Source organism: Sphingomonas sp. RIT328 (assembly GCF_000632225.1).
GTDB lineage: Bacteria > Pseudomonadota > Alphaproteobacteria > Sphingomonadales > Sphingomonadaceae > Sphingomonas > Sphingomonas kyungheensis.
In genome coordinates, this window is the sequence record NZ_JFYV01000014.1 from 53,869 (window position 1) to 77,409 (window position 23,541).

The 23,541-nt window shown below is 68.5% G+C and carries 12 protein-coding genes; 8 read left to right on the forward strand and 4 right to left on the reverse strand.

Features of this window, described 5'->3' with window-relative positions; translation table 11 throughout:
* Positions 1-69 precede the first annotated feature (69 nt).
* A complete protein-coding gene (locus tag BW41_RS08460) occupies positions 70-3,087 on the forward strand; it encodes a TonB-dependent receptor domain-containing protein (RefSeq protein WP_037533605.1) in 3,018 nt (1,005 codons plus the stop codon).
* Positions 3,088-3,187: 100 nt separating this feature from the next.
* Complete coding sequence (locus BW41_RS08465) at positions 3,188-4,441, forward strand: aspartyl/asparaginyl beta-hydroxylase domain-containing protein (protein ID WP_037533607.1); 1,254 nt, start codon at positions 3,188-3,190, stop codon at positions 4,439-4,441.
* A gap of 17 nt (positions 4,442-4,458) precedes the next feature.
* Here the strand turns inward: BW41_RS08465 and BW41_RS08470 are convergent, their stop codons facing one another.
* The 3 genes from BW41_RS08470 to BW41_RS08480 form a co-directional block, all read right to left on the reverse strand.
* Positions 4,459-7,059 (reverse strand): M1 family metallopeptidase, encoded by a 2,601-nt coding sequence (locus BW41_RS08470; protein ID WP_200870385.1) that lies wholly within the window; start codon positions 7,057-7,059, stop codon positions 4,459-4,461.
* A 160-nt stretch (positions 7,060-7,219) separates the two neighbouring features.
* Positions 7,220-8,926 (reverse strand): GH39 family glycosyl hydrolase, encoded by a 1,707-nt coding sequence (locus BW41_RS08475; RefSeq protein ID WP_037533609.1) that lies wholly within the window; start codon positions 8,924-8,926, stop codon positions 7,220-7,222.
* Between the two features lie 137 nt (positions 8,927-9,063).
* A complete protein-coding gene (locus tag BW41_RS08480) occupies positions 9,064-11,343 on the reverse strand; it encodes a glycoside hydrolase family 3 N-terminal domain-containing protein (protein ID WP_037533613.1) in 2,280 nt (759 codons plus the stop codon).
* 169 nt (positions 11,344-11,512) lie between these two features.
* Between BW41_RS08480 and BW41_RS08485 the strand changes: the two genes are divergently transcribed.
* The 6 genes from BW41_RS08485 to BW41_RS08510 all read left to right on the forward strand — a co-directional run bounded on the left by BW41_RS08485 (position 11,513) and on the right by BW41_RS08510 (position 21,326).
* A complete protein-coding gene (locus BW41_RS08485; RefSeq protein ID WP_037533615.1) occupies positions 11,513-12,514 on the forward strand; it encodes a LacI family DNA-binding transcriptional regulator in 1,002 nt (333 codons plus the stop codon).
* On the forward strand, positions 12,511-13,935 hold the full coding sequence (locus BW41_RS08490; protein WP_037533616.1) for a glucoamylase family protein: 1,425 nt from the start codon (positions 12,511-12,513) through the stop codon (positions 13,933-13,935). The genes BW41_RS08485 and BW41_RS08490 overlap by 4 nt, the downstream gene beginning before the upstream one ends.
* Positions 13,936-14,152: 217 nt before the next feature.
* The gene (locus BW41_RS08495; protein ID WP_037533618.1) at positions 14,153-15,667 is read left to right on the forward strand and encodes a tryptophan halogenase family protein; all 1,515 of its coding nucleotides are present in this window, start codon (positions 14,153-14,155) and stop codon (positions 15,665-15,667) included.
* A 160-nt stretch (positions 15,668-15,827) separates the two neighbouring features.
* Positions 15,828-18,854, forward strand: a complete 3,027-nt coding sequence (locus tag BW41_RS08500) for a TonB-dependent receptor domain-containing protein (RefSeq protein WP_037533620.1) — start codon at positions 15,828-15,830, stop codon at positions 18,852-18,854.
* A 10-nt stretch (positions 18,855-18,864) separates the two neighbouring features.
* Positions 18,865-19,539 carry a DUF6445 family protein gene (locus tag BW41_RS08505; protein WP_037533622.1) on the forward strand — a complete coding sequence of 225 codons (675 nt, stop codon included), beginning with the start codon at positions 18,865-18,867 and terminating at the stop codon, positions 19,537-19,539.
* Positions 19,536-21,326 carry a family 43 glycosylhydrolase gene (locus tag BW41_RS08510; RefSeq protein WP_037533624.1) on the forward strand — a complete coding sequence of 597 codons (1,791 nt, stop codon included), beginning with the start codon at positions 19,536-19,538 and terminating at the stop codon, positions 21,324-21,326. Before BW41_RS08505 ends, BW41_RS08510 begins: the two co-directional genes overlap by 4 nt.
* 4 nt (positions 21,327-21,330) lie before the next feature.
* Here BW41_RS08510 and BW41_RS08515 read toward each other — a convergent pair whose 3' ends face one another.
* Complete coding sequence (locus BW41_RS08515) at positions 21,331-23,523, reverse strand: penicillin acylase family protein (RefSeq protein WP_037533626.1); 2,193 nt, start codon at positions 23,521-23,523, stop codon at positions 21,331-21,333.
* Positions 23,524-23,541 lie beyond the last annotated feature (18 nt).

Consider the following 23,541-nt stretch of genomic DNA (forward strand, 5'->3'; position numbering starts at 1 on the left):
CTGCTGCGACCGGCCAAAAAGGCACGGCGCTGCGCCGACTTACGGGAAGCGGCGATCAAAGGGGTAATTATGACGCGACGCCATCGTTCTTATCTGCTCAACTCGACCCTGCTCGTCGGTGTCGCGCTCGTCGCGTCGCCGGCCCTGGCGCAGACGGCGCCCGCCACGCAGGAAACCCAGCAACAGACGGACGATCCCAATACGCCGCCGCCGGCCGCGGAAGGGCAGGACATCGTCGTCACCGGTACGCTGATCCGCAACCCCAATCTCGTCTCGTCGAGCCCGGTCAACGTGGTCTCCGAGAACGAACTGACGCTGCGCAACGTCAACAATGTCGAGCAGATCCTGCGCGAACTGCCCGGCTCGGTGCCGGGCATCGGCTCGGCCGTGAACAACGGCACCGGCGGTTTCTCGACGGTCAACCTGCGCAACCTCGGCTCGCAGCGCAACCTCGTGCTGCTGGACGGCGACCGGATCGTGCCGGCTCAGTCGGGCGGCAGCGTCGATCTCAACAACATCCCGACCGCGCTGATCCAGCGCCTCGACGTCCTGACCGGCGGCGCCTCGACCAGCTATGGCGCGGACGCGGTGTCCGGCGTCGTCAACTTCATCACCAAGAAGAACTTCTCGGGCATGGAGGCCTCGGCCAGCCAGCAGATCACCGAGAAGGGCGATGCCAATTACTTCCGCGCGGACCTGACCGTCGGCGCCAATTTCGACGACGGCCGCGGCAACGCCGTGCTGAGCCTCGGTTATCAGGAAGCCGATCCGCTGTATCAGGGCGCCCGCGACATCTCCGTCTACGGCATCGATTCGGGATCGGGCGTCGCTTCGGGCTCGTCGCGGACCAGCGTGCCGACGACGCTGACCTTCAATCGTGCACAGGCCGCGCTCGCCGGTGTGCCGACCTCGGGCAATCTGCAGGTCAATCCGGCCGGCACCGGGCTCGTCGCCTTCTACAACGGCTTCAATTTCAACCCGTACAACATCTTCCAGACGCCGTATAAGCGCTACAACTTCTTCGGCCAGGCCAATTACGAGATCAACGACAATCTCGAAGTCTATACGCGTGGCCTGTTCTCGAAGAATACGGTGCAGCAGATCATCGCCCCGTCGGGCGTGTTCGGTGAAAACCTGACCATTCCGGGCAACAACCCCTACCTGCCGGCGGCGATCCGCGATCAGCTCTGCCTCGCCAACAGCATCGCGCTGGGCGCGACCTGCAACACCAACACCGCGATCCCGCTCGGTGCGGTCTATCGCCGGTCGGTGGAGCTCGGGCCGCGCGTCTCGACCTACACGACGACGGTGTTCGACTATAAGGCGGGCCTGCGGCTGCGCTTCTCCGATCACGTCAAGCTCGACGTGTCGGGCGCCTATGGCGAGAGCGACCTCAACCAGTCGCAGACCGGCTACGTGCTGCGCAGCCGTGTCCAGCAAGCGCTCAACGCGACGAACACGACGACCTGCAACAACACGGCCAATGGCTGCGTCCCGGTCAACCTGTTCGGCGCCGCCGGTTCGATCAGCTCGGACCAGGCGAACTTCCTGAGCGGCCAGAGCAGCATCGCCGTCCACACCGCGCTGTCGCAGGCCAAGGCCGTGCTCAACGGCGATTTCGGCACCACCTCGCCGTTCGCCAACGAGCCGATCGCCTTCGCGGCGGGCGGCGAATATCGCAAGTACAGCTACAGCCGCGTGCCCGATGCCTATGCGCTCAGCCCGGGTGAGCTGGGCGGTGCGGGCGGTGCGGTGCTGCCCTTCTCGGGCAGCTATGACGTGCGCGAGGCGTTCGGCGAATTGATCGCGCCGCTCGTCGCCGACAAGCCGTTCTTCCACTCGCTGACGCTCGAAGCGGGCGTCCGCTATTCCGACTATAAGGTGCAGGCGACCAACAGTCCGAAGTTCTCGGCGACGACCTACAAGGTCGGTGGCAGCTTCGAGCCGGTCGAAGAGATCAAGTTCCGCGGCAACTACCAGCGCGCGGTGCGTGCGCCCAACATCGGCGAACTGTTCTCGCCGGTGGCGACCGGGCTTGACAACCTGTCGCCGGGCCTCGACCCCTGCGTCGGCGCGCTGCCGTTGACCAGCGCCAATCTGGCGCTGGCGTGCCGCAACCAGGGTGCGCCCGCATCGAGCATTGGTTCGATCAGCGAGCCGATCTCGGGCCAGCCGAACGTCACCGGCGGCGGCAATCCCGACATTCGTCCGGAGATTGCCAAGACCTATACCGTCGGTGTCGTCATCCAGCCGCGCGGCGTGGTGCCGGGGCTGAGCGTCGCGGTCGATTATTTCAACATCAAGATCGAAAACGCGATCGCATTCGCGACCCCGGCGGACATCCTGTCGGCCTGCTTCGGGTCGAGCCCGGCATCGATCACCGCGGCGCAGGCAGCGTCCTCGGCCTGCACCAGCATCCGCCGCAATTCGGCGGACGGCAGCCTCAGCGGCTCGTCGGCGTCGGTCGCCGGCCTGCCGCAGCCGCTGACCAACCGCGGGCGTCTGCGCACCGACGGCATCGACCTCAACGCCAACTACAAGCGCACCCTGGGCGAGATCGGCCTCGACGTGGGCTTCCAGGGCACCTGGACCAACCACAATTACTTCCGTGCGTCGGAGACGTCGTACGATCGTGATTGCGTCGGTTATTTCAGCACCAGCTGCGCCTCGATCCAGCCGGCCTTCGCCTGGAACCAGCGCACCAGCCTGAGCTTCGGTCCGGGCACGCTGTCGCTGCTGTGGCGGCATATCGGTGCGGTGAAATATGAGGCCCTCGCCCCCGACGCCGCGCTGCGTCAGGTGACGACGCCGCTGTTCTCGGGCGTCGTGACCGGGCCGACCCCGCTCGCCGGCGGCACCTACAACTTCAACCGCATCGGCGCGTACAACTACCTCGACCTCAGCGCGCAGGTCGAAGTCAACGACCATCTCACCTTCACGTTCGGCGTGCGCAACATGCTCAACAAGAAGGCGCCGCTGGTCGGCTCCACCGCGGGTTCGACGTCGTTCAACAGCGGCAACACCTATCCCTCGACCTATGACGTCCTGGGACGGCTGTTCAACGTGTCGGGCAAGCTGCGCTTCTAAGCGCTGGCGTCGCACCGATCGTTGCGGAGGGGCGGCTCACTGCGGGCCGCCCCTTTTTTCGTTGATCCCAAGCCCCTGCTGCGCGAGGCTTCTTTAGACAATGACCGACTTATCATCGCGCGCCCGCACCCTGGTGGCCCAGTCGATCGCCGCCCGCGAGCGCGGCGATGCCGCCGGCGAGCGACAGCTGCTCGATGCCGCCCTGGCGCTCTTGCCCCGGCATCCGCAGCTGTTGAATGCCCGCGGCATGCGATCGCTCGCCGACGGCGCGCTTGCCGAGGCGCTCGGCTTTTTCGCCGGCGCGGCGGCGGAGGATCCGCAAGCCGTCATCCTCTGGATCAATCAGGCGACGGTCCATCGCATGATCGGCGACGACGCGGCGGAGCGCGATATGCTCGAGCGGGCGCTGTCGATCGACCGGCTCAACTTCACGGCGCAGCTGCGCATGGCGGAATTGCACCAGCGGTGTGGGCGCGAGATCGACGCCGCGCAAGCCTGGTCCGGCGTGGTGCAGATGGCCGCAGCGATGCCGGAACGCCCGCCCGCCATCGACACGGTGCTGGAACGCGGGCGCGCCTATCTCGCCGATCATACCGCCGCCCTCGGCCGCCGCATCGACGACGCGCTTGCCGGCAATCCGTCGCGGCGCATGGCCGCCTGCGTCGATCATATGCTGGGTCGGCGCGCCATCTACACCAACCAGTGCGCCGGCATCCATTTTCCGTTCCTGCCGGCGGACGAGTTCTTCGACCGCGCGCTGTTTCCCTGGTTCGCCGACCTCGAGGCGAAGGCGCCGGCGATCCGCGCGGAGGCGCTGGCGCTGGTCGCGGCGGGCGGCGATGCGATCCGGCCCTATGTTCGGCAGGACAAGGGGACGCCGGCGAACAAATGGTCGCCGCTCGACGGCAATGCCGACTGGAGCGCCTGTTTCCTGTGGGAATATGGCGAACGGAACGAACCGGTCTGCGCGCTCTGCCCCGAAACGGCGGCCGCGCTCGCCGCCGTGCCGCAGAGCGACATTCCGGGCAAGGCGCCGACGGCGTTCTTCTCGATCCTGAGGCCCCATGCGCATATCCCCGCCCATACCGGAGTGACCAACACGCGAGCGATCGTCCACCTGCCGCTCGTCGTGCCCGAGCCGTGCCGCTTCCGCGTCGGCGGCGAGACCCGTGCGTGGCGCGAGGGCGAGGCCTTCGCCTTCGACGATACCATCGAGCATGAAGCGTGGAACGACAGCGACCAATCCCGTATCGTGCTGATCTTCGACGTCTGGAACCCCCATCTGACCGGGGCGGAACAGACGATGCTGCAGGAGGTCTTCCGGCTGACCGGGCAGGGCGGCACGGCGCCCTGACCGGTCAGCCGCCCGCATCAGTATCGCGTCGTTCTGATCCGCACCGTCAGGGCGAGCTCGTCCCGCGCCGTCAGCACCTTGCGGCGGACGTCGACCGGCAGGTCGGGATGGTCGCCGAGAAACCGGTCGACGATCTGAAGCGCCGCGGCATCGCGCTGGCCGCCGATGAACGCATCGATCCACGCGGGCAGGAAGAAGATCCGGCGGTTCTGACGGATCCACTCCAGCCGGTCGAGCGCCGGGCGGAGGAAGGGGAGGGTGAGCGTCGCCTGTTCGATCGTGTTGAACGCGCCGAGGCTTTCGCTCGCCCAGGCTTCGTTGAGCGCCGCATCGTCGAAATAGCGGGTGAAATAGGATGATTTGACGGACCGGTCGGGGGTCGCGGCGCGCGCGACGAAGGCGTCCTTCACCGCCTCGCTCGACTGGTCGAGCCGTTGTTCGCTCGCGTAGAGCGCGGTCGCGTCGGGTGCGCCGATCGCGATCAGGCGGCGGACGATCGCCCAGCGCGTCGGCTGACGGATCGCGGCACCGACCAAGGTCGCCCGGCCGGCCAGCAGGTCGCGCAGCCGCGTCAGCGCGAGCGGCGTGCGCGCGGTCGCGATCAGGCGGTCGAGCGCATCCTTGCGCAGGCCGTAACCGAGGCGAGGATCGTCGATACGCGCGAGCAGTGCCTGTTCCCAGCGGCCTCTCAGCGGTGCAGCGCCGTCCTCCGGCAAATAGAGGTCGAGCGCGGTGGCGCCGCGCGACAGGATGGTGCGCGAGATCTGCTCGTCGCGTTCGCCGGGCAGATGATCGAGCAGCATGGTGACGTAGCGGGCGGGCGCGAAACGGCCGTCGCGCAGAATGTCCCAGATCGCGCTCCACAGCATGGCGCGCAGCAGCGGGTCCGACACCGTCCCGACCTGCGCGACGATCCAGGCGACGGTGCGGTCATCGGGCAGGAACAGGCCATAGCCCTGATCGTCGTCGTTCGGCCAGACATAGTCCGGCACGGGCAGTCCCGCTGCCGCCGCCACGGTGGCGGTCTGGCCGTCGAAGGTTGCGTCGAGCACCACGTCGGCGCGGTCGCGATAGCCGAGCCGCACGCGCACCTTCATCGGCCACGCGCCGCCCCGGTCGTCCGGCAGCGACCGCGCCGGCCGCTGGACGAGGGCGAGCGAGGCGATGCTGCCGCCCACCAGCCGGAGCTGCGTGTCGATGCGCGGCAGCCCGGCACGCAGGACATAGTGCTGACCGAAGGCGGTCAGATCGACGCCCGAGGCTGCACCGACGGCGCCGAGCAGATCCTGCCAGGTCGCGTTGCCATAGGCATGGTCGGTCAGGAAGCGGTTGAGGCCGCGACGAAAGCCTGCCTCGCCGACGAGGAAGGCGAGCTGTTTGATGACCGCCGGCGCCTTGTTGTAGACGATCGGGCCGTAATTGCTCTTGGCGGCATCGAGATTGTCGAGTGGCTGCCACAGCGCCTGCGTGCCGCTGGTCGCATCGGCGCGATAGGCGGGCGTCTTGGTCGAGAGCAGGAAGGTGGTCCAGGCGTTGCTCTCCGGCTGGAGCTCGGCCTGGATGCGCGCGGCCATATAGGTCGAAAAGCCCTCCTTCAGCCACAGATCGTCGAACCAGCGCATGGTGACGTCGTCGCCGAACCATTGGTGGCTGATCTCGTGGTAGATCGTCGCATCGCGCGCCAGCCGCTGCGGCAGCGTCGGCGGTTCGCGGAAGATGAAGCGATCCTCATTGTAGAAGACGGCGCCGACATGCTCCATGCCGCCGAAGGGGAAGGCGGGCGCGAGCAGCAGGTCGAGCTTGGCGAAGGGGAAGGGGATATCGAACCAGCGGCTGAGCCAGCCGACCGCGGCGCGGTTGGTCGCGATCTGCGCCTCGGCATCGACTTCCGCCCGGCGCGAGGCGCGGGCGTAGAGACTGATCGGGCGCTCGCCCGCGGGCGCCGACGTCCAGCGCATCCACGGGCCCGCGGCGAATGCGGCGAGATAGGTGGAGATCGGCTCGGTCTCGGCGAACCGCCAGCGGGTGCCGGCGGATGTCGTCTCCTGTCCCTCCAAGGCGCCGTTGGCGATCACCGTCCACCCGGCGGGCGCGGTCAGCGTCCAGCGAAACCGTGCCTTGAGGTCGGGCTGATCGAAACAGGGGAAGAGCAGATTGGCGTCGGACGGCACGAGCAAGGTGTAGAGATACGTCTGGCCGTCCTTGTCGTCCTGATAGCGGATGATCGCCGCGCCGGAGGCGGCGATCGGCGTCTCGAACTGGGCGGTGATGCGGTTGGCGCCCTTCGTCAGCAGGCGCGCCGGCAGGACCAGATGCCCGTCGGTGCGCGGCCCGATGTGCAGGGGATGGCCGTTGACCGTCAGATCGGCCAGCGTCGGGCCACGAAAGTCGAGGATCAGATCGTCGGCCGAAGCGACCCGATCGAAGCGGATGGCGACGGTGCCGACCGCGACCGCCGCTGCCGTCACGTCGAGCGACAGGTCGTAGTGTAACCGGGTAAGCTGCGTCGCCCGCCGCCGCGCGAGATCGAGCGCGATGCCGCGCCCGAGGCCGGCCTCCGCCGACCTGCCGGCGGCACCGGCCTGCGCTATCGTCCGGACCCCCAGCGGCGCGAGCATGGCGGAGCGCAGCAACGCGCGGCGGGTGTTGAGGAACTGCAGGTCGGCCCCCTGTGGTGGTGGAGAGATATCCCTAACGCGACCGGGCGTCGCCTGTCGATGATCGGGGCATGGCCGTTCGCTCCCGTCGACGGCCGGCGACGAGGAGGGCAGGCGCGGTCTACCCGGCGACGGGCCGCCGTGTCGTCGCACCGGATTGCGCCGCCGGCGTCACCATCAGCAGCGTCACGCCCTGACGCGGCAGATCGAACGCCAGATCGGCCGTCCCGCTGCGCAGCGCCAGCCGGGTCGGCCTGGCGTCGGGCGTCGTCAGCTCCGCCGCCTTGAGCAGGGTCGCGCGCTGCGCGTCGGTCGGCGCGAGCGGCGATCCCATCGCGCGCCATGCGGCGAAGCTGTTCGCGTGGCGGTCGTCGATCCGATATTGCGTCACCAGCGCGCCGCGCGACAGAGCCGGCGGCAGGCGGCGGAGATGCAGACGGACCGCCGCGTCCGGACCGGGCCGGTCGTCGTCGTGATAATGCCAGACGAGCACGGCGAGCGAGCTTTCGTCCCGGCTCGCCACACTGCCGACGTCCGCCGCACCGCGCACGCCATCGCGCATGACGGTATCGAGGTCGAGCTGATGGTCGGATGTGGCGGGCACGTATCGGCCGGTCATCTTGGCGAACAGCTTGAACATGTTCATCACCGGCAGATCGATGCCGTTCGAGGTCAGTTGCCGGAAGCCGGCGAACGGCGGCTGATCCTCGAACTCGAACGCCCAGGTCAGGATGCCGGCCAGCGACAGGCCCCGCCGCTGCGCCAGCGCGAGCAGGCGCGGAAACACGGCGGCGGTATAGCTCGAATACATGGTGCCGTTGCGATAGGCGTTGGCCGGCCCCTGACAGGCGGCGCAGCCTTCCGGATCCGACTCGCCGATGATGATCGGCTTGGACCGGAACGCCGGATTGGCGGCGATCGCGGCGAATTCGTGGTCTGCGGCCTTGAGATGGGTGTTGAGGCCCATGCGGACATGGCTGCCGGTCGCGTCGGTGACGACCTCGGGCTGTCCCTTGGCGTGGAAGGAGAGGAAGTCGGTCGGCGTGCCGGCGGCCTGCGCATGCGCCATGAACGCGCCCAGGAAATCGTCACCCGCGCCGGCGCTGTCCGGCCCGCCGACGCGCGCCTCCGGCAGCGCCCGGCGGACGCCGCGGACGGCGGCATCGTGCAGGCGGAAGAATTGCTCGCGGCTGCCGCTCCAATAATATTGCGGCAGGTTCGCCTCGTTCCACGTCTCGAAATACCAGCTGGCGACCTCGGCGCGGCCATAGCGGTCGATGCAGTGCCGCACCCATTGGTGGATCAGTTCCTCCCAGCGCGCATAGTCGCGCGGCGGATAGGCCCAGCCGGTGCGCAAGGTGCCGCTGCCCGGCCGCCAGTCATGCTGATAGGGGATCGGCTTGGTCGACATCGCCTCGGGCATGAAGCCGAGCTCGACATAGGGTTTGACGCCGCGCGCGCGGTAGGTGTCGAAGATCCGGTCGACGATCGTCCAGTCATAGACCGGGCGCCCGTCCGCATCCTCGCTGTAGATGCCGGTCGACCCCCATTTGAGCGCGGGCGTGCCGTCGCCGGACGTCAGCAGATTGTGCGTGCGGAAATAGACGCGGCCGGGCGCCAGCGCGCCGAGCGTCGCCAGCGTCGTCCGCCCGTCCTTCATCGTCGCATAATTGGGCTCGTCCGCGCCGAAGAAGCGCCAGACGGGATCGACCGCCGCGCCGGGCCGGCCCGCGTCGACCTCGATCGTCACCGAAAAGGCGGGCGCGGGGGTGGGACCGGCACCGGCGGGTGCGGTGGCGAGGATCGCAGCGAGTATCAGCCGTTTCATCGTGTCGTGCTCCTGCGGAACCCGATGATGCGGGCCAAGAGCATCATGGTCAACACGGCTGATCTATTTGCCGATTCCGAGCGGGACGGCCGCTGCCGCCCCGCCCGCCGCACCCCGCGCCCGCCAGGACAGCGCGACTAGTGGGTCAGCGTGAAGCTGCCATGCACGCCGTCGGCCTGCGCCGAGGGCGCGATCCACACGTCGAACAGCCCCGGCTCGACGGTCGGTTGCAGGTCCTGGCCGAGGAAGGTCAGCTGCGCGCGGGTCAGCGTGAAGCGCACCGTCTCGCTGGCACCGGGGGCGAGCGCGAGCCTGCGGAACGCCTTGAGCTCGCGCACCGGCCGGGTGATGCTGGCGACGCGGTCGCGGATGTAGAGCTGGACCAGCTCCTCGCAGGCGCGGCGGCCGGTGTTGGTGATCGTCGCCGCCACCTCGATCCGCCCGTCCCATGCCAGCGTCGCGGGTACCACCGGCACCGCATAGCTCACCTTGCCGTAGGTGAGGCCGTGGCCGAAGGGGTAGAGCGCGGCATTGGGCGACGTCCGCCACTGTGCCTTGTACGGCTCGCGCGGGCCGTCGGGGGCGGGCCGGCCGGTCGCCTTATGCGCGTAATAATAAGGCTCCTGGCCGCTTTCGTGCGGGAAGCTGAGCGGCAGGCGGCCCGACGGCCCGACCTTGCCGAACAGCACGTCGGCGATCGCATGCCCGGTCTCCGAACCGAGGAACCAGGTGACGAGGATCGCCGGCGCATCCCGGACCGCGCCCTCCAGCGCGAGGCCGCGGCCGTTCTTGAGCAGCACGACGATCGGCTTGCCGGTCGCCGCGACCGCCTCGGCAAGCGCCATCTGCGGTGCGGGCACGGTGATCGACGTGCGCGACTGCGCCTCGCCCGACATCGTCTCGCTCTCGCCGATCGCGAGCACGACGACATCCGCAGCGCGCGCCGCCGCGACCGCCGCGTCGATGCCGCCGGCGAGCGGCGCCTCGACGCCCGAGCCGAGCGTCACGCTGACCGCGCGCGCGCCCGCCGCTTTGACGCCGGTGGCGAGATCGATCGCCTGATTGTTGTCGCCATAGACGACCCACGGCCCGTTGAGATCGTGCTGGCCGCTCGCGAACGGGCCGATCAGCGCGATCCGCCGCGCCGGATCGAGCGGCAGCAGGTCGCCGTCGTTCTTGAGCAGCACCATCGACTTCTGCGCCGCCTCGCGCGACAGCGCCAGCGCCGCCCTGGTGCGCGAGCGCGCCGTCTCGCGCTTGGCGTCGATGCGGCGGAACGGATCGTCGAACAGGCCGAGCCGGTGCTTGACCATCAGCACGCGCCGGACCGACCGGTCGAGCGTCGCCTGCGGCACCGCGCCTTCGCGGACGAGGTCGGCGAGATGCAGCGCATAGAGGTTCGACTGCATGCTCATGTCGACCCCGGCGAGGAAGGCGAGGCGCGCCGCGTCCTTGCCGTCCCTGGCGAAGCCGGCGGCGATCATCTCCTCGTCACCGGTATAGTCGGAGACGATGATGCCGGGGAACTTCCACTCGTCGCGCAGCACCTGCTGCATCAGCCAGGCGTTGCCGGTCGCGGGCACGCCGTTGATCTCGTTGAACGAGGCCATGCCGCTCAGCGCACCGGCGTCGAACCCCGCCTTGTACGGCGGCAGGTACACTTCGCGCAGCGTCCGTTCCGACAGGTCGACGCTGTTATAGTCGAGCCCGCTTTCCGCCGCGCCGTACGCGGCGAAATGCTTGATGCACGCCATCACCGCGTCGGCATCGGCGAGGTTCCTGCCCTGGAAGCCGCGGACGCGCGCCGCGGCGAACATCTGCCCGAGCAACGTGTCCTCGCCGGCGCCCTCCATCGTCCGGCCCCAACGCTGGTCGCGGGCGATGTCGACCATCGGGAAGAAGGTCCAGTCGATCCCCGCCGCGGCGGCCTCATAGGCGGCCATGCGCGCGGTGCGCATCGCCAGATCGGGATCGAAGCTCGCTGCCTCGGCGACCGGCACCGGAAAGATGGTGCGGTGGCCGTGGATCACGTCGGCGGCGAAGAGCAGCGGGATCTTGAGCCGCGACTGGCGCATCACCGCCTGCTGCATCCGCCGCGCCATCACCGCGCCATTGCCGTTGAACACGCCGGTGAGCTTTCCCGCAACCGCGTCGGCGAGCTGGTCGTCGAAGCTCGGGCCACCGCTCGACGGCGGGTTGAGTCCGGTGGCGATGCCGCCGCTCCACGCCGCGGCGTTGAGCTGCAACTGCCCCGCCTTTTCCTCCAGCGTCATCCGGGCGAGCAGCGCCTCGATCGCGGCGGGCAGGGTCTCGCCCTCCGCGGCGGCGAGCAGCGCGCGCGCCGGACTCGCCGCCCATGCGGCGATCGTTCCGGCGCCGAGCAGCGCCGCGCGCCGCGAGATGGTGAAGTCGCTCATATCCAGGTCGTCCCCTCATCGCCGTCATAGCGCGTGCCCGGCGGTACCCGTGAACGACCCCGGTGCTTTTCGCGTTGACGCTGTCCTGTAACCGGTTACACAGCTCGCAGGCGTCGCACAAGATGTGTCGCGACGATAGACGGCCGGGGATGGCTTGCAAGGGGAGGGTATGAAACAGGCATCCGCCACGGTCCGCGACGTCGCCCGCGTCGCCGAGGTATCGGTCGCATCGGTATCGCGCGCGCTCAACGGGCACAGCAGCGTCCACCCCGACATGCGCGCGCGCGTGCTCGCCGCCGCCAAGACGCTCGGCTATGTGCCGCATGCCGGCGCGCGCAGCCTGTCGCTGGCGCGCAGCCATGCGATCGGCGTCGTGCTGCCCGATCTGTACGGCGAGTTCTTCTCCGAGATTGTCCGCGGCATGGATCGCGAGGTCACGGCGCGCGGCTATCACCTGCTGCTGTCGAACATGCATGCCGATGCGGCGCTGGCTGCACAGGCGATGCGGTCGATGCGCGGCCGCGTCGACGGGCTGATCGTGATGGCGCCGCAACTCGACACCGCCGAGCTCGACGAGGCGCTGCCGCGCGACGTGCCGGCGGTGCTGGTCAATTGCCGCGAGACAGTCGGCCGCGCCGCCTACCGGATCGACAATACCGCCGGGATCACCGCCGCGGTCGCGCATCTCGCCGCGACCGGCCGTCGCCGGCTGCTGCACATCAGCGGCCCGGAGGGCAATATCGACGGACGCGAACGCCGTGATGCCTTCCTCGCGGCGATGGCGGTCCATGCCCCCGGCATCGCCCCGATCGTCGTCGCGGGCGACTTCCGCGAGGAATCGGGCGTCGCCGCCGTGCGCCGGCTGATCGAAAGCGGCGAGACGTGCGACGGCATCGTCGCCGCCAACGACATGATGGCGCTGGGCGCGATGAGCGCGCTGCGCGAGGCGGGGATGGCGGTGCCGGGTGATATCGCCGTCACCGGCTTCGACGACGTGCCGCTCGCCCGCTACCTCGGTCTGACGACGGTGCGGATCACCCTCGCCGAGATGGGCGCGCGGGCGACCGCGCGACTGATCGACGCGCTCGACGGCGGCGCATTGTCGCCGGACACCGAGATCATCGCGACCGAGCTCATCATCCGTTCCACCACCGGACCTTTGCCGACATGACCTTCGCCCCGATCGACCGCCGCGCGTTGCTCGCCCGCGCCCCGCTCGCCACCGCCGCCGCCTGCTTGCCCGCGGCGGCGGGGGCGGCGCCGGCGCGCGTCGTCCTGCCCGGCTGGTTCGATGATCTCGAAGAGCGCACCTTCCGCTTCTTCTGGGACCTCGCCAATCGTGACAACGGGCTGGTGCCGGATCGCTGGCCGACCCCGTCCTTCGCCAGCATCGCCGCGGTCGGCTTCGCGCTGACCGCCTATCCGATCGGCGTCGCGCGCGGCTGGATTCGCCGCGAGGAGGCGCGCGACCTGACGCTCGCCACCCTGCGCTTCTTCGCCACCGCGCCGCAGGGCGATGCGCCGGCGGGGATGAGCGGGCACCGGGGCTTCTTCTACCATTTCCTCGACATGAAGACCGGCACGCGCTTTCGCGACACCGAACTCTCCAGCGTCGATACCACGCTCCTCTTCCTCGGCATCCTGTTCGCCGGTGCCTGGTACGATGCCGCCGACCCGGCCGAGGCGGAGATCCGGCAGCTGGCGCAGGCGATCACCGATCGCGCCGACTGGCCCTGGTTCACCAACGCCCGCGGCAGCGTGTCGATGGGCTGGCATCCGGGGCAGGGCTTCATCGAGCGGTCGTGGGAGGGGTATAACGAGGGGATGATGGTCTATGTCGTCGGCCTCGGCAGTCGCGGCAAGCCGCTCGCCGACGGCGCGTGGGAGGGGTGGACCAAGACCTATCCCGCCTTCTGGCGCGGGCGGGGCAAAACGCGGCACCTCGCCTTCGCACCGCTGTTCGGCCATCAATACAGCCAGATGTGGATCGACTTCCGCGGCATCCGCGATGCGGTGATGCGCCGGGCGGGGATCGACTATTTCGAGAACAGCCGCCGCGCCACTTATGCCAACCGCGCCTATTGCATCGCCAATCCAATGCGCTGGGACGGCTATGGCCGCGATATCTGGGGGCTGACCGCCTGCGACGGGCCGGGCAATCTCACCTTGCCGTTCAAGGGCCGGACCGCGACCTTCTTCGGCTATTCGGCGCGCGGACCGCTCGGCCAGCCTGACGGGCGCGACGACGGTACGCTGGCACCGACCGCCGCGCTCGGCAGCCTCGCCTTCGCGCCGGAGATCGTCGTCCCTTGCGCCGAGGCGATGAAGGCCCGGCCCAGGCTGTACGGTCAATATGGCTTCCTCGACAGCTTCAACCCGTCGTTCCGCTACACCGACGCCAGACTGGAGGCGGGATCGGTGGATGCGACGTCGGGCTGGGTGGATGGCGATTATCTCGGCATCGATCAGGGTGCGATCCTCGGCGCGATCGCCAACACGCGCGACGAGGGCGTGTGGCAGGTGATGCGCCGCTCGCCGACGATCCGGCGCGGGCTGCAGCGCGCCGGCTTCGCGGGGGGATGGCTGGGATGAGGGCACGCCTCGCCACTGCCGCAAAGTCGCGGCCGACGGAGGAGCGGGCCAATCCCGCAGCGCACGTCAGTATTCCTGCGCAGTCGGGGATCCAGTGGCCGAGCAGAGCACCGGTGCGTGGCGGTAAGAACACTGGGCTTCTGCCTGCGCGGGAGCACTGGTGGGTCCGGCGCCGTGAGTCCAAGCGCGCGCGGCCGACCGCGACAGGGCAGGGCGCATGACCGCCGCCCATCCCAATCCGCCGCTCAAGACGGTCACCATCGTCGGTGGCGGCACCGCCGGGTGGATGACCGCGGCGCTGCTGTCGCGGCTGCTGCTCGGCGCCTATACCATCCGGCTGATCGAGTCGGCGGAGATCGGCACGATCGGCGTCGGCGAGGCGACGATCCCCGCCATCCGGACGTTCAACGGACTCGCCGGCATCGACGAATTCGAATTCGTCCGCGCGACGCAGGCGACGTTCAAGCTCGGCATCGAATTCCGCAACTGGGGCGGCGTCGGCGACAGCTACATCCACGGCTTCGGCAAGATCGGCCAGGATCTCTACTGGCTGCACTGCCACCAATTCTGGCTCAAGGCGCGCGCGGCGGGCGATGCGCGGCCGTTCGACCATTACTCCCTCAACACGCTCGCGGCGCGGATGAACCGGTTCGCGCTGCCCGATCCGGCGCATCCCCATTCGCCGATCGCCGACCTCGATTACGCCTATCATTTCGATGCCGCCCTCTACGCCGCCTTCCTGCGCCGCCGCGCCGAGGCGGCGGGGGTCGAGCGGATCGAGGGGCGGATCGTCGCCGCCAACCGGCGCGGGCAGGACGGCTTCCTCGATCATGTCGTGCTCGCCGACGGGCGGACGGTCGACGGCGACCTGTTCGTCGATTGCTCGGGGATGCGCGGGCTGCTGATCGGCGACGCGATGGGCGTCGGCTATGAGGATTGGGATCGCTGGCTGCTCTGCGACCGGGCCATCGCGGTGCCGAGCGCGCGGCAGGGGCCGCTGACGCCCTATACGCGCTCGATCGCGCACGATGCCGGCTGGCAATGGCGCATCCCGTTGCAGCATCGCACCGGCAACGGCCATGTCTATGCGAGCCGCTTCGTCTCGGACGAGGCGGCGGCGCGGACGCTGCTCGCGCATCTCGACACCCCGGCGATCGGCGATCCCCGGCCGGTGCGCTTCCGGCCCGGCAAGCGGCTGCGCGCGTGGGAGAGGAACGTCGTCGCGCTGGGCCTGGCCGGCGGTTTCCTCGAACCGCTCGAATCGACCAGCATCCACCTGATCCAGACCGGCATCCTGCGGCTGCTCGCGCTGTTTCCCGGGCGCGGCTTCCATCCCGCCGACATCGCCGAATACAACCGCCAGACCGACTTCGAATATCGCGACGTGCGGGACTTCATCATCGCGCATTACAAGGTCACCGAGCGCGAGGACACGCCGTTCTGGCGCTACGTCAAGCATATGGAGGTGCCGGACAGCCTCACCGAACGGCTTGCGCTGTTCGCGGCGTCGGCGCGCTTCTTCCTGCACGGCAGCGCCGAACTGTTCCGCGAGGAGAGCTGGGTGCAGGTGCTGCTCGGCCAGCGGCTGCACGCGACCTATGATCCGATGGTCGACATGGTGCCGGCGGAACAGGCCACGGCGTTCCTCCACGATGTCGAGGAGGTGATCGGCGAGGTCGCCGCCGGCATGCCGACGCACGAAGCGTTCATCGCCCGTCACTGCCAGGCCTGACTGTTGCCGGGCGGCAACACTGCCAGCCTTTAGCATCAGCCCGGTTGTAACCGGTTACGGACGCGAGTAACCGGTTTCATACGCCCAGCGCGATCCGCTGCCGTCGCTCGTCGACGTGCCGGCGGGAGCAAAGATCGGGTAACGGATGGAGGGGTTTGCAATGGCAGCAGGGATTCACGCCGCACGGTTCCGTCGCGGCATTTCGGCCGTGGCGCTGGCTGCGGCGCTCGTCGTCGGTGCGCCGGCGCTTGCGCAGTCGACCTCGACGTTGCGCGGCAAGGTGGTGGGCGTCGCGCCCGGCACCGCCGTCGTCATCACCGATCTCACCACCGGGCAGGTGATTCGCGGCCGTACCGACGATACGGGCACCTACACCATCCCCGGCATCCGGCCGAGCACCTACCGCGTCGCGGTCGACGGCCAGCGGCCGCAACAGGTGGTGGTGCCGGTCGGTCAGACGATCACGCTCGACATCAACACCGCGGCCGCCGCGACCGAGGCGGGCGCGACCGAGACGACGACCGCCGCCGATGCGGGCAGCGGCTCGGGCAGCGACATCGTCGTCACCGGCCGCCGTACGCAGGAGGTGCGCACCGCCGAGGTCGCCACCAACGTCTCGCAGCAGCAGATCGAGAGTCTGCCGCAGAGCGACCGCAACTTCCTCAACTTCGCCGCGCTCGCGCCGGGCGTCGCGGTGACGCCGGGACGCAGCAACCGGCAGGTCCAGGCGGGCGGGATCAGCGCCGACAACGTCAACGTCTTCATCGACGGCCTCAGCCTCAAGAACCAGGTCAACCACGGCGGCGTCGCCGGCCAGAACTTCAGCCAGGGCAATCCCTTCCCGCAGCTCGCGGTGCAGGAGTTCAAGGTCGATACGCAGAACTTCAAGGCGGAGTACGAGCAGGCGGGTTCGGCGATCATCACCGCGGTGACCAAGTCGGGCGGCACCTCGTTCCACGGCACGATCTTCGGCGAATGGCAGCCCAAGGGGTTTTACGGCACCAAATATTTCGATCGGCCGGGCAAGGCGAACAATCGCGACGGCTCGCTCCAGCAGGGCGATTACGACCGCAAGCAATATGGCGGCGATTTCGGCGGCCCGATCATCAAGGACGTGCTGCATTTCTACGGTGCGTTCGAGGCGACCGACCAGAAGGCGCCGTCGGCGGCGGTACTGCTCGGCACCACCAATAGCGATCAGCCGACGCAGGTCGTACCGCAGGCGATCGCCGATCAATATAACGGCAGCTATGCGCAGGATTTCCACCAGAAGCTGTATTTCGGCAAGCTCACCGCGTTCGTCAGCAGCGCCGATACGGTCAACTTCAGCGGATTCTTCCGCCGCGAAAGCAACCTCGCTGATTTCGGCGGTACGTCGGTGCCGTCGCACGGCCATCTGCTGCAATCGAAGATCGACCTCTATCAGCTCGAGTGGAACCACCGCGGCGACAATTGGCTGAACGAAGCGACGATCGCCTATAACACCGTCTTCAACGGCACGCCGCGGACGAGCAGCGGGCCGGAGATCATCCTCGGCCAGCCGGGCGCGGTGGTCGCGGCGCTCGGCACCAACGGCTTCGAGCAGTCGGACAATCAGAAGACTTGGACGTTCAAGAACAACGTCACCTTCTTCAGCGAAAACCACGTCATCAAGGCCGGCGCCAAAGTCTCGCTCAACGACCTGTCGCGCGCCGAGGACAATCTCGGCAACGGCTCGTACTACTTCACGCCTTCGACCTACACGACCTTCGATGCCTCGACGCCCCAGCAGGCGGCGGTGTCCGTCGTTCCGGTGCAGGCGGCGAAGGTCAAGGACACGCAGATCGGCCTGTTCATCCAGGATGACTGGACGGTCAACGATCACATCACCGTCAACGCCGGCATCCGCTGGGATTACGAGACCAACGCCAAGAACGACAAGTTCGTCACCCCCGATGCGATTGCCACCGCGCTGCGCAACTATCAGCCGTGGCAGGCGGCGGGGATCAATCCCGAAGATTATATCTCGAACGGCAGTAATCGTAAGCCATATTGGAAAGCATTCCAGCCCCGCCTCGGTATCTCCTACGATATCAATGGCGACCGCGACACGGTGCTGTTCGCCGGTGCCGGACGCTATTATGATCGGCCGCTGTTCATCACGTCGGGGATCGAGACGGTCAAGGCGCTGTACCAGCGAACCGTCACGCTCAGCTTCTGCGATGGTCCGGGGCAGCCGACCTGCGCAAGCTTCCGCCAGGGCAATGGCGGGGTTTTGCCCGCGACGACCCTGGTGTGGAACGACAGCTACAAGAACGTCGACAACCTCCGCGCCGCGGCGACGGCGACCGGCGTCGGCGGCGACGTCTGGCTGCTCAACAACAATACCAAGCTGCCCTATTCCGACCAGTTCAACTTCGGCGTCCGCAAGCGGCTCGGCGTGGTGCAGACCTCGATCACCTTCAGCCACATCCGCAGCCACAACATCTTCAAGTACGTGCGCGGCAACCGGCTGCCGAGCGGCCAGTACACCAGCCAGGGCGACCAGTGGATCGAGGATAACTTCCCCGCCTCCGGCATCCTGCCGGGCTATAGCGGCAAGCTCAACATCGGTTCGAACGACGGCAAGGCCGAATATAATGCGGTCTATTTCACCGCGGAGAAGCCGTTCGTCACCGGATCGAAATGGGGTTTCACCGCGACGCTGACCTTGCAGCAGGCGAAGAGCAACGTCGCGCAGGAATTGCAGAGCGACGAATTCTTCAACGGCCCGCGCGTCGATGCCTATGGCTGGAATTACGTCGCCGGGGTTGAGAAATGGCGTTTCGTCGGCACCGGCATCGCGCGCGGGCCATGGGACACCAAGCTGTCGCTCACCGGGACGTTCAGTTCGGGGCCGTCGTTCGGGCAGGTCATCTTCCCGGCCGTCAAACCCGAGAACGCCTCTGCCTACGGCAATTTCGGCGGCGTATTCTGGCCCGACCAGATCGTCGGCTATGCCTCGGTCGATGCGCGCATCTCCAAGACGTTCCGGATGCCGTGGGGGACCGACCTCGAGGTCAATTTCGCGGCGTTCAACCTGTTCGATTCGGTCAACCGCACCTATTCGGCGTGGGGCGCGGGATCGGGCGTCAATCCGAGCAAGCGCGAGAATGACACGCAGGGCGTGCCGCGCTCGTTCCAGGTCGGCGCGCGGTACAAGTTCTGAGGCCAGTGCGATGACGCCGAGCCTGCTGCGCGTCGGGCACAGCCGGAGCCCGGTCGTCATCGTCGACGATGCCAGCGGCGACGTCGACCGGATCGTCGCCAGTGCCGCGGCGCTCGCGCCGTTCCCGGTGGCGGGTGGCCATTATCCCGGCGTGCGACACGTGCTCGGCACCGGCGACGGCGCGGCCTATGACTATGCGGCGGCGCTGCTCGATCGCGTCGCGCCGTTCATCGGCGGCGCGTTCGATGTCGATGGCTTCGACTGGATCGAGGCGAGCTTCTCGATCGTCACCGCCGCGCCCGCGGCGCTGACCCCGGTGCAACGTGCGCCGCATTTCGACGCGACCGACGAGGGCTATATCGCCGTGCTCCATTATCTGACCGATCAGCCCGCGGGCACCGCTTTCTACCGCCAGCGTGCCACCGGCATCGAGCGGGTCGACGCGGGCAATTGCGCCGCCTTCGTCGCCGCCGCGCGCGACCAGGGCGCGGCGCCTGCCGGCTATATCACCGCGAGCAACGCCGCGTTCGAGCAGATCGGCCGGGTCGAGGCGCGGCGCGACCGCGTCGTCATCTATCAGGGCTGCCTGCTCCATTCGGGGATCATCCCGGACGACCTGCCGCTTAGCGCCGATCCGCGGCAGGGGCGGCTGACCGCCAATCTGTTCGTGCAGGCGCAACGATGATCGCCTGGCTCGCGCTCGCCGCCGCTGCGCCGGGCCAGACCTATGCCAATCCGGTCGACCTCGACTATCGCTACAATTTCGAACAGATCAACGAGGGCGTGTCGTACCGCACCGGCGCCGATCCGGTGATCGTGCCGTTCAAGGGCGCTTATTATCTCTTCCTGACGCTGGCGGACGGTTATTGGCGGTCGGCCGACCTGGTGACGTGGCGCTTCGTCACGCCGAGCCGCTGGCCGGCGGAGGGGATCGTCGCGCCGGCCGTCAGTTCGGACGGCGAGCGGCTGCTGATCATGCCGTCGATGACCGGGCAGGGGGCGATCTACGGCACCTCCGATCCGGCGAGCGGCCGGATCGACTATGTCGTCCGGCGCATGCCCGTCCTGCCGGGGGCGGTGAAGTCGGGGTTCGAGGACAGCATCACGGGCGATCAGGTGCCGCCCGGCCCGTGGGACCCGGACCTGTTCCGCGACGACGACAAGCGTTGGTACCTCTATTGGAACTCGTCCAACGTCTTTCCGATCTACGGCGCACCGGTCCGCTTCGCCGAGGGCAGGATGACCTATGGCAGCCCGCGCAAGGCGTTCATCCGGCTCGATCCCGACCGGCATGGCTGGGAACGGTTCGGCCAGGATCACAGCGGCACCCTGCCCGACGGCACGCCGATCAAACCGTTCATGGAGGGCGCGTGGATGACCCAGGTCGGCGGGCGCTACTATCTGCAATATGGCGCCCCGGGCACCGAATATAATTCCTACGCCACCGGCACCTATGTCGGCGCGTCGGCGATGGGGCCGTTCACCTATGCGCCCTATAATCCGGTCGGCTACAAGCCGGGCGGCTTCGTCCAGGGGGCGGGGCACGGCAATACCTTCCAAGACCTGCACGGCAATTGGTGGAACACCGGCACGCCGTGGATCGGCTATAACTGGACGTTCGAGCGGCGCATCGGCCTATGGCCGGCGGTGTTCGACGCCGACGGGCAGATGCGCGTCTCGACCCGGTTCGGCGACTTCCCGCAGCGCATGCCAATGGCGCGCGTCACCGATCCGGACTCGCTGTTCACCGGCTGGATGCTGCTCTCCTACCACAAGCCGATGCAGGCGAGCGGCAGCGTCGCCGGGCATCCGCCGAGCGATGCCGCCGACGAGAACCCGCGCAGCTTCTGGCTGTCGCCCGACGCGGCGCCGGGCGCGACGCTGACGATCGATCTCGGCGCGGTGAAGACGCTGCGCGCGGTCCAGGTCAACTTCGCCGACTATCAGGCCGGGCGGTTCGGCGACGCGCCCGACATCTATACCGAATTCCGCCTCGAATCGTCGCGCGACGGGCGGACATGGCGGCCGCTGGCGCGGACCGGACAGCCGCGGCGCGACCGCCCCAACGCCTATGTCGAACTGCCGCGACCGACCGCCGCACGCTTCGTCCGCTATGTCCATGGTCATATCGGCGGCGCAAATCTCGCGATCAGCGACCTGCGCGTCTTCGGCACCGCCGGCGGAGCGGCGCCCGCCGCCCCCGCGCTGATCGCGGCGACGCGCGCCGCCGATACGCGCGACGCGACGATCCGCTGGCGCCGCGTTCCCGGTGCGGTCGGCTATAACGTCCGCTGGGGTATCCGGCCCGACCGGCTCGCGCTGACCTATCAGGTGTTCGCCGATCGCGTCGCAACGGGACCGGCGGCGACGCTGCCGCTGCGCGCGCTGACCAAGGGGCAGGGCTATCATGTCGCGGTCGAGGCGTTCGACGAGAATGGCGTTTCCCCGCTCAGCCGCGTCGTGGCGATGTAGCGCGTCAGTGCGTCGGATCGCCGGGGCGATAGCGACGCTCGACATGGCCGGAGAGCTCGTCCGGGTAGAAATAGACCGGGCGCAGCCGTCCGGTGGCATAGCGGTCGATCTGGTCGGCGAAATGCGGGGAGGCGGGATCGCCGCTCTGGCCGCCGGCCATCACCGCCATCGCCCGCACCCGCGGGCCGAACTCGACGATCGCGACGAAGCTGTTGCCGCTGGTGCCATAATAGCGCTGCGTCCCCGGCCAGGTCTTGGCGCCGAACGACGCGAGGCTGCCCCATTGCGCCGAAGTGAAGGGGACCGGGGTCGACGGCCGTGCGTCGTCGAAATGCGGCTGGATCGCGTCGTCGAGCCGCTGGAACCGGTTAACCGCACGCCACGGCGTGCGCCAGCTGCCGAAATCGCGGGTCAGCCGCGCGACCGCGGCGTCGAGCGCGGCGAGTTTGGCCGCGGGGGTGACCCGCGTGGCGATATAGTCGGGTACGTTGATCCGCTCGGCCTGGGCGAAGGCGCCGACCTCGCGCCATAACTGGTCCCCCCAGATGATTGCGAGGCTGGTCGCGACCGAGTCATAGCCCCAGCGGTCATCCCAGCTTGCGAGCGTCGCGACCGGCGCGGCGAGCGTGCGCCGGCGCGGATCGCCCGCCGGCAGCGACCGCCACGCCGCGACGAGGCCGGGCAGCAGCCGCGCGAAGGCGGGCAGATATGGGTCATAGGCGGCGGCGCGCAGTCGCTCGGGCGTCCAGCCGCTCTTTCCGGTCAGCAGCAGGTCGGCATGGTCGCCGCGCGCATTGCCGCCGATCTGGTCCATGTAGCGCGGATAGGCCGCTGCCTTCGGACTGTCGGGGCCCGCCGCGCTCCACGGCCAGTCATTGGTGTTGTGCACCCAGAAGACGCGCGGATTGGCGACGCTGGGCAGCGTGGCGAGCGCGTGCAGACCCTTCCAGTCGGTGGCGGGGTCGCTGCCGTCGACCGGGCGGGTATAGTCGAAGCGGTCGTCGCGCACCGGCATGAATTGCGGCATCAGGAACGCGATCTCGCCGCGATCGTCGGCGAACAGCGTGTCGTTCGAGGAATTGGCCTTGCGCTCGGCGATCGCAGTATAGGCGGCGAGATCCCTGGCCTTGGTGCGCAGCCAGCTCTGTTCGAGCGCCGGCACCGGGCGCCACATCAGAGCGGTGGCGATCCAGCGGCCGTTCTTCGTCGCGACGATCGGGCCATGATGCGTCGCCCAGGTGGTGAACCGCCGTTCGCCCAGCCTGCCATCGGGCTGGCGGACGCGGATCGTCACGCTGCGGGTGGTGACCGGCCGCACCTCACGGCCGTAGCGATAGGCCCAGCCGTCGCCGCGCCGGACCACCGCCTCGGCGAACTGGTCGACGTTGTCGACGGTGGCGGAGGTGTGCATCCAGCCGGCGTGCGCGTTGAATCCCTGGTAGACGAAGAACTGCCCCCAGGTGCTGGCGCCATAAGCGTCGAGCCCCGCATCGCTGGTCATCTGCGCTTCCGAGCGGAAGTAGAAGCTGGTGTGCGGATTGATCAGCAGCAGCGCATGCCCCGCCTGGGTCAGACGGGGCGCGATGGCGATGCCGTTCGATCCCGACGGCTCGCGAGGGATCGCGCCCAGCTCCTGCGGCGAGGGCGGCGTGGGCTGCCCGTAGAAGGTCTTGAGGTCGGCGAGCGAGATGCGCTCGATATCGCCGCCGATGCTGCCCTCGGTGAAGCTCAGCGCCATCCACGGTTCGAACCGGGTCAGCACCTTGGGCTTGGTCTGCGGATGCGTCGCGAGATAGAAGTTGAGCCCGTCCGCCCAGGCCTCCATCAGCGTCCGCAACCAGCCGGGGCTGGCGGCATATTGCGCCTGCAACGCGGCCGGGTCGACGAACAGCCGCTGGCGCAGGTCGCTCCAGACCGCGCTTTCCCCCTCCGCCTCCGCGGTCCGGCCGAGCGCGGTCAGGTAATTGGCCTCGATCCGGGCGAAATCGTCCTCGGCCTGCGCATAGATCATGCCGAAGACCGCGTCGGCGTCGCTGCGGCCGCGGATATGCGGCACGCCCCAGTCGTCGCGGGTGATCGTCACCCGCGCCGCCTCGGCCCGCCATCGCGCCATGTCCGGCAGCGGCGCGGCGGCGGTCGTCGCCAGCAGGCTTGCGAAGATCAGCGGATTGCGCGCGCGCCGGAGCAGGGTAACCATGAGGCGAGCCTAGAACGA

What these genes read in the sequence shown, in the direction of transcription:
- BW41_RS08475 (WP_037533609.1), bottom strand. Translation starts at nt 8,926, where the DNA reads ATGAAACGGCTGATACTCGCTGCGATCCTCGCCACCGCACCCGCCGGT.
- BW41_RS08505 (WP_037533622.1), top strand. Translation starts at nt 18,865, where the DNA reads ATGACGCCGAGCCTGCTGCGCGTCGGGCACAGCCGGAGCCCGGTCGTC.
- BW41_RS08515 (WP_037533626.1), bottom strand. Translation starts at nt 23,523, where the DNA reads ATGGTTACCCTGCTCCGGCGCGCGCGCAATCCGCTGATCTTCGCAAGC.
- BW41_RS08485 (WP_037533615.1), top strand. Translation starts at nt 11,513, where the DNA reads ATGAAACAGGCATCCGCCACGGTCCGCGACGTCGCCCGCGTCGCCGAG.
- BW41_RS08490 (WP_037533616.1), top strand. Translation starts at nt 12,511, where the DNA reads ATGACCTTCGCCCCGATCGACCGCCGCGCGTTGCTCGCCCGCGCCCCG.
- BW41_RS08480 (WP_037533613.1), bottom strand. Translation starts at nt 11,343, where the DNA reads ATGAGCGACTTCACCATCTCGCGGCGCGCGGCGCTGCTCGGCGCCGGA.
- BW41_RS08510 (WP_037533624.1), top strand. Translation starts at nt 19,536, where the DNA reads ATGATCGCCTGGCTCGCGCTCGCCGCCGCTGCGCCGGGCCAGACCTAT.
- BW41_RS08500 (WP_037533620.1), top strand. Translation starts at nt 15,828, where the DNA reads ATGGCAGCAGGGATTCACGCCGCACGGTTCCGTCGCGGCATTTCGGCC.
- BW41_RS08495 (WP_037533618.1), top strand. Translation starts at nt 14,153, where the DNA reads ATGACCGCCGCCCATCCCAATCCGCCGCTCAAGACGGTCACCATCGTC.
- BW41_RS08470 (WP_200870385.1), bottom strand. Translation starts at nt 7,059, where the DNA reads ATGCTCGCGCCGCTGGGGGTCCGGACGATAGCGCAGGCCGGTGCCGCC.
- BW41_RS08465 (WP_037533607.1), top strand. Translation starts at nt 3,188, where the DNA reads ATGACCGACTTATCATCGCGCGCCCGCACCCTGGTGGCCCAGTCGATC.
- BW41_RS08460 (WP_037533605.1), top strand. Translation starts at nt 70, where the DNA reads ATGACGCGACGCCATCGTTCTTATCTGCTCAACTCGACCCTGCTCGTC.